Raw genomic sequence first — 14,553 nt, forward strand, 5'->3', positions numbered from 1 at the left:
TTTTAATACAACTAACGACCACTGCATCTTCCAATAAATTAAAAACAATAGGGCTTATAATAAAAAATTAAACAGTGTAATACATCCAATGATCATATACTTAGATGTGTTCATTTTTAATAAAATTGTTTAGAATTGAAAAAAAATACCCTCTATATAATTGCTATTTTATGCACTTTATGTACGTTTTCTCAAGAAAAACCTTCTTACAAATACAATGACAGCCTTTATAATCTCATAAAAAAATCTGAAGAATTACGTGTTGCTAATAAGATGTACGAATCGTTAGAGTACGCCTTTAAAGCAGTCGACTATGGTAGAGAACTTAAAAATGATCATTATATATCTCATGGTTACTTTTTAATGGGAACTGTTCAATACGAGATTATTGATTATGAAAATGCCACTAAAAACTATCTTAAAGCATTAGAACATACCGAAAAGACCAAAGACAAATTACTTTTGCCTTACATTCTACATAGTTTGGGAAATATATACTATGATGGTAATAACGATTTTGAAAGTGCTTTGGATTATTACCAAAGAGCAGTGCAACTTGTAAAGAAAAGTTCGCATATAGAGCAGTATCAAGTCCCTTTACATAATTTGATTTGGACTTATATGGATTTAGATAAATATGATGAAGCTTCCGTATACCTTAAAGAAGCAGACAGCATAGATGCTAGCATTCCTGATAGTATTCTTGTGGATCGAAGTTCATTGTACCTTTTAAGAGCTAGGAACTATTCCCATCAAGGAAACATTGCAAGAGCTGAAGAATATTTTGACAAATCTTTAGAGTATTTGCAAGACGAGTCCTATTGGCCAAAAGGAAAAAGTTATTTTTATCAGTATCGAGCAGAGATGTATGAAAACATTGGTGATTACCCAAGAGCCTTAGCTGATTTAAAGTTACTTCAAGCGAATGAACGTAAAGTATTTGAAAACGCAAGATCTAAGGGAAATGAGACCGTTAACTTTAGATCTAAAGTTGATCGATATGAAAAAAAATTAGCATTAGCAGAAAGAGAAAAGGATTTACTTGTAGACCTTGACAAAAATAATAAGCTTATCATTTTTATCTCGACAGCAGCACTTTTATTACTGGCAGTAGCTTTTTTCTTTTACTATCGTGGGTATCAATCTAAAAAGAAGGTCACTGAAATTCTTGAGATAAAAAATTCTGAATTGTACGAAGCAAAATCGCAAGCGGAAAAACTTAGTAAAATTAAATCTCAATTTATTTCCACTATTAGTCATGAGCTCAGAACTCCCTTATATGGCGTAGTAGGTATTTCTTCTATTCTTTTAGAAAACGAAAAACAATCGGATAAGGACAAAAAACTACTAAATTCATTAAAATTTTCTGCAGATTATTTATTGGATTTGGTAAACAATGTTCTTAAAGTAAGTAAAATTGATTCAGAAGAAAAGGAACTTATTAAAACACCGACGGATGTTCATTCTTTAACCCAAAACATACTCCAATCTTTCGAATATCAAGCCCAAAAGAAAGGAAACGAACTTATTTTAAAATTTAATCCCAGCATTCCTAAATTACTAAATATAGATGCATTGCGAACCTCCGAGGTACTCATTAATCTTCTTGGAAATGCTATTAAATTTACAGAGCAAGGAAAAATTTGGTTAAGAATTAAACTAATTTCTAAAGAAGGCTCTAAAGTAATCTTACGCTTTGAAGTTGAAGATACTGGAATGGGTGTTCCAGAAGATCAAAAAGAGTATATTTTTGAAGAATTCTCACAAATAGGGAGTGTATACGATAATAAACAAGGTACTGGATTAGGGTTGTCTATAGTAAAGAATCTTATTGAGGTTATGGGAAGTCAAATTTATTTTGAAAGTAAAAAAGGGGTCGGCTCGATGTTTTACTTCGAGCTCGATACAGACATTCCTGAGAGTTTAGAAATCCCAGACAAAGATGAGGAATCGTCTGAGCAGGATTCGATCTCCGCCAATATCCTGGTTGCAGAAGACAATAAAATAAATCAACTGGTTACCAAAAATTTACTCAAAAACATTGGGTGTGAATGTACTATTGTTGCTAATGGTATCGAAGCAGTACAAGCTATAAAAAAGGACACATTCGATCTTGTTCTTATGGATATCAATATGCCAGTTATGGATGGTATGCGTGCCACAATAGAAATCCGTGAGTTTAATACTTCAATACCTATTATCGCCCTTACAGCTTCTGAATTAAGTGAAGTTTCGGATGATTGTAAAAAAGCTGGTATGAACGATCTCATCAACAAACCACTGAACAAAAAAGATCTACAATACGCTATCGAAAGAAACATTGTTATAAACAGCGCATAAATTAACGATGAAAATTTAATACTTATCCCTCCTTCCATTTATTGTGTAATAAAACCAAAAAATGGGGTAACAAACCGTTAAAAAAAGACACTTACCTTTAGAATTTCCGACTTAAAACCTAAAAACAGTAAATGTCACATCCAAAAATTACCCAAACTAGAACTTTTACAGATGATTTTACCGAAATCCTATCATTAACAAAAGATCAGGTTGAAGATATCGATGAACTGACGTATTTATTCCTTAAAGAATATACTTTTAGTATTGATCCTGATTATAAATATGAAAAAGCGAATTTAAAGTATATGCTAGCTATAGCAAGAAGATTAACCAGTTCACAAAAAACAAGGTTCAAAAAAATTGTAGAAGAGCAAAAACGACATATAGATAAGAATGATTTTGAAACTTATAAAAATCAACGATACTTAAAAAAATATAAAGCTCTTAATCTATCAGAAAATCGATATGATCAATTTAAGTTACTTCTTAACGATACAGAAGAATTAGTAATAAAAAGAAACGAAGAAATTATATCCGATAATCAACCAAGAAAGCCTTATCATTATAGATTTAAAGAAGTTGCTAATGAAATATTACATGGATTTCTAACTCCAGAAGAACTCACAACCTTTAATCAAATCGAAGAAGATGATTATAAAGCAATTGTGGATATGAGAACTGATGTAATTATGAATTCTTACGCCAACTCATTAGATCTAGATCGAAATCAAGCTAAACAAATGTTTTATTATGAAGAGAACGAACCTGTAAAGGATAAATATGGTGAATATTACAATGAATGGGAGAAACTAGAGCTTTATCGAGAATTCATGAAATCTATTCTCACCGAAACACAGTTTAAAAAATATATTCCAACTTTAGAAGAAAGAAAAAATAGTATTGATGAAGGAATCATCCATCAAAACGAGCAAACAAAACAAAAAGTCGAAAGGCTTATAAATAGAAAAACGTTCTTACAAAACAATTACCTTCCTGCATTGTGCAAACAGCGATTATCCATAGATGCATTATTGAACGAGCCTATCAAACAAGAACTACCTTCTTTAAGAAAGTTATATTATGAAAAAATAGTAACTATATACAGACAACATAAAAAAGAAGCAATACATCATTATAAAGATCTATTTCCGAACCACATGTTAGAATTAGAAATTGAATTGCAACTCAGAGCATTAATCCCAAATGCGACTTATTTCGGAAAGACACAGGATTTTATCTCAAAAATTCCTAACAACATAAGAAATGTTATTTTAACTCCTACCAAAAGCTTAAAGGAATCTCAACTAGCTCTAAACAAATTTGAAATAGAGAATTATGAAAATACTGGCGGAACTTATGGTGGTTGGATAAAAGTAATGAGACCAACAAAAGATGAACAGTTTGATAGTATTCAAATACTATCCACATTGCTATTATACCCTAAAGTTGATGATAATATAAATCAGATTGATTTGGTTTTGGATCTAATAAAGTAACAATTTATACAATTTTCGTACTTATTAGTAGGATAAGACTACTGATATATGAAAACGCTAATAGAATTCTTTAAGGAAATTGCTAAAAATGAAAACGGTAAATTGTATCTCCATGATAAGGACATATCGTTTGGAGATGGAACGAGAAGTCCAAATGTTATTTTTAAAATAAAATTTGAATACAAATCCAATCAATTTACGATCGTTAATCAAACAGGAACTAATTATGTTGGAACTATAAGCTGTAAATTATCTAACGATCTACAACCAATCCCTTTTGAAATAGACACTATTTCTCATTTAAAGAATCTATTCTTACGAAGAAAAAGTAGATTCGTTTTAAAATCTGAAAACCAAAATGTACTTCATTTTTTAAAAACTAATAATGCCTTAAACCTTCTAAGTGAAATTGCGAATAAAGAAGATTTTCGTCCCTTAGTTGTTTGTAGTTTGGATGGTTATTGGAGCATTGTTTGCAAATATCATCTAGAATTTGACGATTGGACACAAGTTATAGAACCAATAATAGCATTGTATAAAAATCTCATTGATGAATTTGAAAAAAGAATTGCAAACATTAATCATGGTCAATACCGAGAATTGAATTCTTAAATAAAACTAATTAGTGAAATAGAAAACTTAGTTCATATTCTTTACTCTATAAATCTGATCTAAATTGACAATAAAAATTGACCTAATTATACAAAACTTTGAACATTCTAAAAGTTATCTTTACTTAAAAAGAAATGATCCTCGATTATAAAAAGATTGATCTATTTGGGAAAATAGTATTTGAAACGGTTATTCTAAAACCACCGTATAAAAAACCAAATCTCATGCACGATGAGGCTTGTTTTTTATATATAATCAAAGGAGAATATGATTCTATCTCCGAAACTGAAAAGCTAAAAGTTAACTCAGAAGAGTCTGTTCTTATGAAATGTGGGAACTATTCTTGTAATATGTTGCCCTCTAAATCATCCGAAGAATACCAAGCACTAGCAGTTCACTTTCATCCAGAAGTGTTGCAAAAGGTGTATGAAAATAAGCTACCTAACTTTCTCAAAAACCGACAGCCTTCGGATATTGGAATGTCTAAATTACAAAGTGATATTTTAGTAAAGAAATATATTGAGAGTATTCTGTTTTATTTTGAGAATCCGAATTTGGTAAATGAAGAAATCCTAACCTTAAAGATTAAAGAAATTATTCTATTACTAAACCAAACCAAAAATGCGCCAGCCATTCGTTCCATACTTTCTAATTTATTTCATCCTACCTCTTATACATTTAGAGAAGTTATCGAAGCACATCATTTTTCTAATATTACCTTAGATCAATTAGCACATTTAACGAATAAAAGTCTTTCTACTTTTAAGAGAGAATTCAAAAAAATCTATAGAACATCTCCTGCTTCTTATCTCAGAGAGAAAAAATTAGAAAAATCCATTCAATTACTGGGTACTACAGATCTAAGAGCCACTGATATCGCTTATGATTGTGGTTTCGCTAATGTTTCCCATTTCTCTAAAACCTTTAAATCTTTTTACGGTGTTTCTCCAACGAATTATAAAATGACCCATTTTAGTAAATCATTGAACTGATTATAAAACATCAAATTACACCTTCTTTTCATTTTTGTAATGGTAATTATAAATCATATAAAAATGAAAACAACTGCAAGAGATTTTAGTCTAGAATTAAATGAAAATCCAATACCAGAAGTTGCTCAAAGAATAAATTGGTATCAAGAAAAATTTAATACCGTACCTAATTTAGGACGATTATTAGAATCCGCTCCGGCTACATTATTATCTTATGTAGATACTCAGAATTATTTAGCAGAATTTGGCACACTATCACCCGAAGAAAACAATATCGTACAGATGACAATTGCTGTAGAAAATGCTTGTGCTTATTGTGCTGGTGGTCATACTTTTGCTGGCGAAGTATTATTCAATTCTAACCCAGATGATCTTAATGAGATTATTAACAAACAAAAACTTTCTAATGAAAAGTTTAATGTGTTGCATGAGTTTACTAAGGATATTTACAACAAAAAAGGAAGAGTGAGTGATGCGAGTTTACAAAACTTCTTTGATGCGGGATATACGAAACCGCAAGCATTAGACGTGATCACCAATATAGCTGCAAAAGTGCTTTCTAATTTTGCAAATCAACTTGCTATGAATATTCCGGATGAAATGTTTGCCGAAATTTCGAATAATCTTAATTATGATACTAATTATAGATAACAAATAATGTGTTATAAGTTGATACAACCGGTTATGTCTTTACGTAATCGGTTTTTTTTATTTTCAAAAAGCCAGAGAAATCTTCGTAACATTGTAGACCATAAAGACACTGGGAAATAATAGTCTATATTGTACGAACTAAAAGCCAATTGAATCATCAATCAAAAATCAAATCATAATATGAAAATTAGAACTAAAAAGGATGTTGAAAAACTAGATAACAAGATAAAAAACGAATTAGGAATTGATGTTAGAAAATATAGAAATGAAGAAGTTGTTGAAAATTTCGTAGAACTTTTAGTTTTTCCAAAATATGTAATCAATTGGGTAATTCGCCCTATTTTACTGTCACTCTTATTTTTCATTATTGGTTTCTATGTGCTTGATTTAGTACATATAGAGTATGTTATTTATACAATCATCGGGTTAATTTTATTTTTAATTTCAGGGTTATTAATAGGCTTGTTATTTCTTATTTGGAAGATGAAGTCTGATATGTGGGGCATAATTAGTTATTCCCTAGATATTATGAAATCAGCAGTGGCCGATATTAATCAAGTAAATAATCAGGTAAATAAAGATAATAGAAAAGATGTTCTTGGATTACTTTTTAAAGGAATTATTCATATCGTTACAATTCCCATGGTTTCCAAAATAGTATCAGATAAAGTTCCCTTTGTTGGAGGAATAGTAAATCGAATCGTTAAAAAAATTCTAACACTGGTTTCTAATACAATTAAATTCGACGAAATCAAATTAAAGGAAGAGCTTAGCAAACAAAATGATGAACCTAACGCCGTAAAAATTTACACGAACTCTATCTCAAACGCAACTTTAGGATTAGAAAAAATTATGAATTTTACGTTTGGTGTGGCACAATTTCCTTTAAAAATAGTTTTCGGAATAATATTTTTGATTTTAATATTATTCCTTTATTTAATTAATTAAAAATCAAAAAACTGTAACAAACACTAACCACATGAATCTTTAGAAAAGAACCTATATTTCTAAGATGATGCGAATACGTACTTTACTAATTCTTATATGTCTCCAAATACAATTCGTTTTTTGCCAAACTTCGTTAGAAGAAATAAATCTTCCATATGGAGATTACAAAGTAGGTTTTAAGCACTATACTTTAATTGATAGTACAAGAACGTACCGTATTAAAAACGAGTTTAATAACCGATCAATAGACCGACCAATCCCAATAAGCATATGGTATCCATCTAACATTAAAACAAAAAATGATAAACAACTAACTGTATTAGACTATTTACATATCTTAAAAGAAGAGGAAGAATGGAAAAACTTACCGGATGAGTACTTATTAGATTGGTTTCATTATCTATGGAATACTCCTCAAAATAAAGCGCATCTCTCCGAAAAGGTAAAGGCAGTCTATAATGCTCCAATGCTGAAAGAAAAATTTCCAGTAATTGTATATGCTTCTAGTTATGAAGCTACTTCTATTGAAAATTTTGCTTTATTCGAATATTTAGCAAGTCATGGTTATGTAGTTATTTCAAATCCATCAAGAGGAGCAATTACTAAAGAACTAGAAGGCGCAACTCCTAGAGCTGCAGAAGCACAATCTAGAGATACGGAGTTTATTCTAAAAGAAGTTCATAAATTCGGTAACGTCGCTACAGACAAGATTGCTCTAATGGGATATAGTTTTGGTGGTTTATCTAATGTAATCACATCGATGAAAAACTCTAATGTAAAAGCATTGGTAAGCTTAGATGGTTCTGAAAGATATAATTACAAGGTATTAGAGAAATCACCATATTTTGATATAAAAAGGTTTGATATTCCATATATCCATTTTGCTCAAAAGGATATTCCTCAAGAAGTAATGATTAGTGATAAAATTCCTTCTGAATTGAATTACCAGTTTAAACTATATGATTCATTACTGTATAGTGAATCTCATAGTTTTAAGTTCCATGATTTAACGCATTCTTATTTTAGTTCTTTCGGAGTTTTATTTGCCAATAGAGATAAAAGACAAGATAAAAGCGATGTTGAGATTATGAAATCTTATCGTTTATTGTCTCAATATACTTTACAATTTTTGAATTTCTATTTAAAAGAAAAGAGTAGTAAAAACAGGTTTACAGAATTACTAGTAACTGATAATAAACTAGTCTCTCTAAAAACAAAAAATGGATTGAAAAAGACCTTTACTTATAAGGATTTTAACGATTTGGCCTTGCATCAGAATTTTCAGGACCTTATTCCATTATATCAAACCGAAAAAAAGAAGCATCCAACGCTCATTTTAGAAGAAGGAATGCTTAATACCTTAGGCTTACGCTTATCTTTTGATCCAAACAAAATAGAGCAAGGTATTCAGGTGTTTTTGTTGGCTTTATATATTTATCCTAATTCTGCCAATCTTTATGATAGTTTAGCAGAGGCATATTTACTTCATAAAGATGAGAAAAATGCCATTATCAATTTCGAAAAATCTTTAGTCCTAAATCCTCAAAATCAAAATGCCGCAAACAAAATAAAATTATTGAAACGGTAGAGTTCCTCTATTTTTTGTTCATATCAAAAACAAGCTACTTCACCAATTGCTTTGATACATCCATTCTAATTTTTCACATTGTAATGGTATAGTTTTCAATATCTAATAAAGCTCTAGGGATTCCATCCGAAATTGCACGTTCAAATCTAATAAGTTGATTCGTATCTTCATTTCGAATTACCACAAATATTTTAGTATGCTTCAATAATTTTTTGATGCTTTCAATGGTTCTATCTTTTGCCCAACTAGCTTGCAAAAAAAGAGTTTTCAGCTCTTCTGCCTTCGGAAGCTTTGCTCTACTTACAACGTATTGCATCTAATTTGATTCTATTTCACCACTTGTATCCACTTCCCTTTTGTACGCACCAAATAATCATTATCATACATCGCCTCACATTGGATTCCTGGTAAGTAGTAATTTCCTAAATAGGATGCATTTAATAATAATGTAACTGTTTTACTTTCTCTCGGTTTTAAATCAAAATAGAAATTCACTCGATCATCGCGGATATCTGTATGGGTCACTTTATTAGTTCTAAAAGAACCAAAATCAGTAAAACGCGTATTTACCACTTCCCAACCAGACGGAAAGATCTCTGTTAAAGCAATATCTTTCACTTTACTACTCGAAGTATTTGTTATGGTTACTTCGGCTACAAAATCAGTTCCTTGTGTAAGCTGAGTAACATCAATTATTTTTCCATCTCTATTTTTATAATCAACAACTGCCTTAAAGTTACTTTGGATCACTTTTTCCTGTCCTACTGGTAAAATACCACTCGTTGCTAGCTGTACAAAAATGGTATTATCCTTATTGTTTTTTAGCTTCAGTTTATTAGCTTTTGTAATGGCCAACTCTCCTGACGATTGCAGGGTTTTATCAGTTTTTGCCATCTTAGAGGTTCCATTTAACGAATACTCTACATCGATTCCCTTTCCTCCAACATACGCAGCATATTTTGCCATTGCCATTAAAGCATATGATGTCGTTTGCGTACTCATCCATGTTTTAGAGGATAATTCTTTGGCAAGTTCTTTTGCTAACTTCTGTGCTTTTACTTTTTGATCTAATAACACCAATGTTTCCAATGCCATCGCTCGATTTCGATTTGTAGAACCATAGGTATAATAATAACCACCTTTTCTAGGCTGAAAATCAATATTTGCCGTATTCATTAGTTTTTCTGCTGCGGTTTTCTGTCCTACCAATCCATATGCAGCCGCTAACCTTAATTTAGCGTTATTAGAAAGATTAGAAGTTTCTCTTAATCTGTTCATAGATGATAAATCTGGACTACCTGCTAATGCCAAAGTATAAAGTCTATATGCTTGCGCTAAATCACTACCTCCACTTCTCCAACGTTTTGCCTGTTGCTGCTGATAGTTGATCCAATTGCTTTTAAATCCTATTGGTAATACATATCCTTTTTTATTAGCTTCTAACAGAAAATGTCCTGCATAAGTTGTTCCCCAGTCATTTGCATTACTATAACCTGGCCAATATGACATTCCGCCGTTTGGTTGTATAAATCTCTTCAATCTGTAAATAGCTGCTTCCATATGACGCTGTATCTTGGCTTTCTTATCGGAAGGCAGCGTAAACACATCATTTAAATATAATTGAGGAAATGCTCCTGAAGTCGTTTGCTCAACACATCCATGTGGATAGCGGATTAAATATTTTAACCTTCCTTCAAAATTCATTGGAGGCAATGAGGACAGTTCTATAGTAGTTGTATTACTCCCATCTACTCCAAAAGAAGCAAAATCAATCTCTTGTTCGCTATTAGGTTCCAGAACTATAGAGGTGATCTCTGTAGTCATCGGATTTGGGTTCATTATATCAATAGGAATGCTATAAGAAGCTTTCTCACCATTACCACTAGCTACAACCTCGATATCCGTGATCGATGCTCCTTCCAGTACCTCGATATCAAAATAAACCATTTTTTCATCTGGTTGAGAGAATGAAAGTTGCTTCGTTGTTTCGCCTGTAACAGTAAATCCTTTATTTGGTTTTAGCGTAACATTTACATTCTTAACTTTATTCTCCATGGCAAAAACAGTAACGGGAATCGTTACTTTCTCACCTGGAGTAATTTTTCTAGGAATCGATGTTAACACCATTAATGGTTTTCTAACAGGTGTAGTTTTTTCTGTATTTCCGTATGCAGCATTTTCTGCATCTGATGCTACGATCATCGTTCTTACGGAACCGATATACTTAGGAATCTTAATCGAATGGGATTTGGTTTCTCCTTTTTCCAATTCAAAAGGTCCTTTATAGACCACCATTGGTTTAAAACGATTTGCTTTTTTGGCTTTTCCTCCTCCTGCTTCGGCATCACCACCAATACTAAAAATTTGATTAATACTTCCACCATAAGCTCCGATAACGTCGTCATAAACATCCCAAGTTTTTACACCTAGTGCTTCTCGGGCATAAAAAGTATTCCATGGATTTGGAGTTTTAAATCGAGTAAGATCAAGTAGCCCTTCATCTACAATAGCTATTGAATATGTCATAGCCTTTCCTTCTTTTTCGCTAATCTTTACATTTATGGTTTCTTCTGGTCGCAAGACATCAGGCATTTTTACTACAGGTTTAATTCTGGTTGCTGGATTTTCCACAGAAATCGGTATAACACCATATAAACGAATAGGTAAATCATTAGCTGTAGAATTGTGTGATTGTAGTAACGTAATATGAATATAAACATTCGGAGTATATAAATCTTCTATTGGCAATTCGAACTTTGTTTCTCCTTTTTGAGGAGTGACCCACATAGATGTTAATACCTCGGTGCCATTTTCTACGGTTACTAAAGCTCTTCCTCCATCACTTGATGGAAATGTAATAGTTGCTGTTTCTCCAACATCATAAGTTTTCTTATCTGAAGAAAACATAAGCATCGTAGCCGCCGACGGATCATTCTTATTAGCTCTTCCAGCCCAGCCTGGCCAATCTACATAAATTGTTTTCCCAGTTGCATGCCCTCCATTAGGATCCACTACTCTTACTAAATATCTTCCCCATTCTGGATGTTTTATTTCAAAATTAAAGTTGGCTTGACCTTTACTGTTTGTAGAAACTTTTGTCTTAAATATTTCATTTCTATAGGAACTTCTGTTATAAGAAGAAAGATTATCCTCGGATGTATCCCACCACCATCTCCAACTCACTTTATAAACGTACACTTCCAGATCTTTTACCGATTTGGGTTTTCCGTTTTTATCTACAGAAACTACCTCAAAATTATGCTGGGTATCCGTTAGTAACATTCCTCTCGCTTTATCGCCTTTGGGAACATTTAATCCAATATAGGTATCATATGGAGAAAAATCCTTGGAAATCACATCGGTACTAAAATCTCCTCCATTTTCATATACTTTCGTAATAAATGAAGCTTTTAGCATTCCTGCTGCTTTGTTTTCTAATTTAGGTTTTATGGAAAAACTTGCTTTTCCTTCCGAGGAAAGTTTCCCCGTAAATACTTCCTGCTCATCTGTCCCAAATCTTCGAGATGGGTCGTCGAAAATAAATCCAGGAAAAGTTTTAAAACTAGTCTTTTTAGCATTAAAACGAACGTTTACATCAGTTTGTAAATTCTTAGCAACCGCACCATGAAGCCATAAAACTTCAAGATTCCCATTAATACTTTTATTTACTCCTAGAATCTCATCATCAAAGCTTGTCTTTATCTTTAAACGATTGGGTTTTATCGTTTCAATTTTCAAAGATTTTGAAAAGCTCGCTCCTCCTACATTTACTTTTGCTTGCCAGTTACCGGTTGGTGCTTCTTGAGAAGTGGTTACCTCGAAATTATAAAAATTACCTATTCCTTCTGTTTTTGTTTCTTGATGCACAACCTTTCCATATGGATCTTTCAATTCGAACTTAACTGGATGTCCTTTAGGTAATTTATTCGCATTATCATTAAGCATAAAGGATAAAAACAATGTATCTCCAGGACGCCAAACTCCTCGCTCTCCGTAAATATAGCCCTTTATTCCTCTTTGTAATCTTACTCCAGCAACATCAAATTTACTTACGGATAATGCATTTCCGTCATTAAGTTTTACATAGGTTTGTTGTTTCCCTGAGGAAATAATTGCAAAAAAGGCTGGTTTATCAGCATCAAAACCAGTCATTCCTTCTGCGTCCGTAGTGGCTACTCCTATTTCTTGTTGTTGGTAATTGTAAAAAGTAACTTTTGCATTTGATACAGGGTTAGTAGTCATAATATCATTTACGATTACCGAATAAGAATTATTTAACCCTTTTTTAACCACTACTCCCAAATTAGTGGCCAATACATTAGCTGCTACCTTTTTATTTCTATAAAAAGAATTACTACAAGGATTATCTCTCTCATTCCAATCATAATCGTAATAATCATCATAGTAATATTGAGAACTATCCCAGAAACTAGATTCTTCTTCGGTATCATAATTATCTGCTAATTCTTCTAGCGGAGTGTCATCTATGGCAGCGCCATCACATTTGTACAATGAATATGCTTTTCTATAATTTAACTCAACTCGGTAAATAGAACCTGGATCTGGAGAAATAAGTTCGTTTAGATCGATTGCAAAAGCATTCCATTTACTCAGATTTAGTGATGCATTTTCTTGTAGATTGATTAGTTTTTTAGCGATAGGTCTCGCTACTCTTCTTAAGTTACTCGATCCATCAAGATTATTATTTTGTAAAAATTGAAGAACATTATTCTCAAAAACCTTCACCACCTGTACTTCAACTGCTCTTAGGTTTATTGCTTCAAAATTAAATTTCAAATTTTCCGAAGTAGGGAGAATTACTCCGCTTTGTAATAATCGTATTTCAGGTTTTGGTTGTTGAAAAGAAATACTTTCCGAATATGTTTGCTTCAATTTATAACCGTCAATACTTTTTATTCCTTCAAAAATGGTAACCTGCGAAGTTCCTTTTAACTCTTGTTTTGGGTATACCTTTAAATTCTGTCCTTGCACAGTATATTTTACATCTTTGGCTCCTGAAATTGTGACCAGACCATCAAAATTTTGATTTTTCTTCAACGGATCTGAAAAATTCACCTCTACATATTGTCCGTTAAAATTGGAAACAGAAACACTAATTACCGAAAAGTTATTTTTACCTGGTACTTGTAATACATCTTCTCCTTCGGTATCTATATCATAAGGTTTCCCAGACCATTTTATCTCTACTTCCGAATCATTATCGAAACGTTGAATACTATCTATTTTAAAACTAAACTGACGACTTTTATCTAGTGATTCTCCAAATTTAATCGGCACATCCTTTCCCTTTTGAGATGCTTTGATTAATTCTTTTGCAGTTTCAAGCTTCATTAAATCACTAGCAGTAAGAGTACCATTTAAATATTGCCAATCTTTGCTATAGGATTGAAGATTGTCTGTAATTATCGAAAATTGCTGTTTTAAAGTTTTAACACTAAAAACGAACTCATCATCCAAATCATCATTTAAATCTTTAACTAAATCTTCTAGATGTAGAGTAAAAGTATACTCCGTATCTTCTTTAAAACCTTCCTCTGGCTGAAAAGCTATTGTTTGATTATTCACTACGAATACTCTTCCTTTTACTTTTGGAGAAACCGATAACACTTTATCAGAAAGCTCCTGATTATCATCCCAACCTTCTACTGGTGTTTGAAGCACCACATAGACATTATCTAGCACAGAAATAACTCCTGTTGATAAATCAGAAATATATTCTTGATATTTATTAAGTTCAGAAGCATTTGCCTCTGCCATGGATTTAGCATCTTTCTTTTTACAAGAAAAAACAAAAATTAATAATAAGGAGAGTGATAAAATACGAGAAAGACGCATATCTAAAGGTTTAAGTTGTTTGTATAAAAGTAAGATAAATTTTTATGTACTCTATAAGAATCAAACTGTA

At 31.9% G+C, this 14,553-nt stretch carries 9 protein-coding genes; 7 read left to right on the forward strand and 2 right to left on the reverse strand.

The window, feature by feature from the left end; genetic code table 11:
- Nucleotides 1-135 precede the first annotated feature (135 nt).
- The 7 genes from Q1A73_RS09090 (at nucleotide 136) to Q1A73_RS09120 (ending at nucleotide 8,627) form a co-directional block, all read left to right on the forward strand.
- Nucleotides 136-2,340: a response regulator gene (locus tag Q1A73_RS09090; RefSeq protein ID WP_299604427.1), complete on the forward strand. Its 2,205-nt coding sequence runs from the start codon at nucleotides 136-138 to the stop codon at nucleotides 2,338-2,340.
- Nucleotides 2,341-2,471: 131 nt separating this feature from the next.
- Nucleotides 2,472-3,836 carry a hypothetical protein gene (locus tag Q1A73_RS09095; RefSeq protein ID WP_299604429.1) on the forward strand — a complete coding sequence of 455 codons (1,365 nt, stop codon included), beginning with the start codon at nucleotides 2,472-2,474 and terminating at the stop codon, nucleotides 3,834-3,836.
- 48 nt (nucleotides 3,837-3,884) lie between these two features.
- On the forward strand, nucleotides 3,885-4,448 hold the full coding sequence (locus tag Q1A73_RS09100; RefSeq protein WP_299604431.1) for a hypothetical protein: 564 nt from the start codon (nucleotides 3,885-3,887) through the stop codon (nucleotides 4,446-4,448).
- A 134-nt stretch (nucleotides 4,449-4,582) separates the two neighbouring features.
- Nucleotides 4,583-5,440: an AraC family transcriptional regulator gene (locus Q1A73_RS09105; RefSeq protein ID WP_299604433.1), complete on the forward strand. Its 858-nt coding sequence runs from the start codon at nucleotides 4,583-4,585 to the stop codon at nucleotides 5,438-5,440.
- A gap of 63 nt (nucleotides 5,441-5,503) precedes the next feature.
- Entirely contained in the window at nucleotides 5,504-6,091 is a 588-nt protein-coding gene (locus tag Q1A73_RS09110) for a hypothetical protein (RefSeq protein ID WP_299604435.1), read from the forward strand.
- 180 nt (nucleotides 6,092-6,271) lie between these two features.
- Nucleotides 6,272-7,039: a hypothetical protein gene (locus Q1A73_RS09115; protein WP_299604437.1), complete on the forward strand. Its 768-nt coding sequence runs from the start codon at nucleotides 6,272-6,274 to the stop codon at nucleotides 7,037-7,039.
- A gap of 64 nt (nucleotides 7,040-7,103) precedes the next feature.
- Nucleotides 7,104-8,627 (forward strand): CocE/NonD family hydrolase, encoded by a 1,524-nt coding sequence (locus Q1A73_RS09120; RefSeq protein ID WP_299604439.1) that lies wholly within the window; start codon nucleotides 7,104-7,106, stop codon nucleotides 8,625-8,627.
- Nucleotides 8,628-8,700: 73 nt separating this feature from the next.
- Here Q1A73_RS09120 and Q1A73_RS09125 read toward each other — a convergent pair whose 3' ends face one another.
- Both Q1A73_RS09125 and Q1A73_RS09130 read right to left on the reverse strand, forming a co-directional pair.
- The gene (locus Q1A73_RS09125; RefSeq protein ID WP_299604441.1) at nucleotides 8,701-8,943 is read right to left on the reverse strand and encodes a hypothetical protein; all 243 of its coding nucleotides are present in this window, start codon (nucleotides 8,941-8,943) and stop codon (nucleotides 8,701-8,703) included.
- A gap of 11 nt (nucleotides 8,944-8,954) precedes the next feature.
- Nucleotides 8,955-14,483, reverse strand: a complete 5,529-nt coding sequence (locus tag Q1A73_RS09130; protein ID WP_299604443.1) for an MG2 domain-containing protein — start codon at nucleotides 14,481-14,483, stop codon at nucleotides 8,955-8,957.
- Nucleotides 14,484-14,553 lie beyond the last annotated feature (70 nt).

Source organism: uncultured Aquimarina sp., from assembly GCF_947492115.1.
GTDB lineage: Bacteria > Bacteroidota > Bacteroidia > Flavobacteriales > Flavobacteriaceae > Aquimarina.

What these genes read in the sequence shown, in the direction of transcription:
- Q1A73_RS09125 (WP_299604441.1), bottom strand. Translation starts at nt 8,943, where the DNA reads ATGCAATACGTTGTAAGTAGAGCAAAGCTTCCGAAGGCAGAAGAGCTG.
- Q1A73_RS09095 (WP_299604429.1), top strand. Translation starts at nt 2,472, where the DNA reads ATGTCACATCCAAAAATTACCCAAACTAGAACTTTTACAGATGATTTT.
- Q1A73_RS09115 (WP_299604437.1), top strand. Translation starts at nt 6,272, where the DNA reads ATGAAAATTAGAACTAAAAAGGATGTTGAAAAACTAGATAACAAGATA.
- Q1A73_RS09110 (WP_299604435.1), top strand. Translation starts at nt 5,504, where the DNA reads ATGAAAACAACTGCAAGAGATTTTAGTCTAGAATTAAATGAAAATCCA.
- Q1A73_RS09120 (WP_299604439.1), top strand. Translation starts at nt 7,104, where the DNA reads ATGATGCGAATACGTACTTTACTAATTCTTATATGTCTCCAAATACAA.
- Q1A73_RS09105 (WP_299604433.1), top strand. Translation starts at nt 4,583, where the DNA reads ATGATCCTCGATTATAAAAAGATTGATCTATTTGGGAAAATAGTATTT.
- Q1A73_RS09130 (WP_299604443.1), bottom strand. Translation starts at nt 14,483, where the DNA reads ATGCGTCTTTCTCGTATTTTATCACTCTCCTTATTATTAATTTTTGTT.
- Q1A73_RS09100 (WP_299604431.1), top strand. Translation starts at nt 3,885, where the DNA reads ATGAAAACGCTAATAGAATTCTTTAAGGAAATTGCTAAAAATGAAAAC.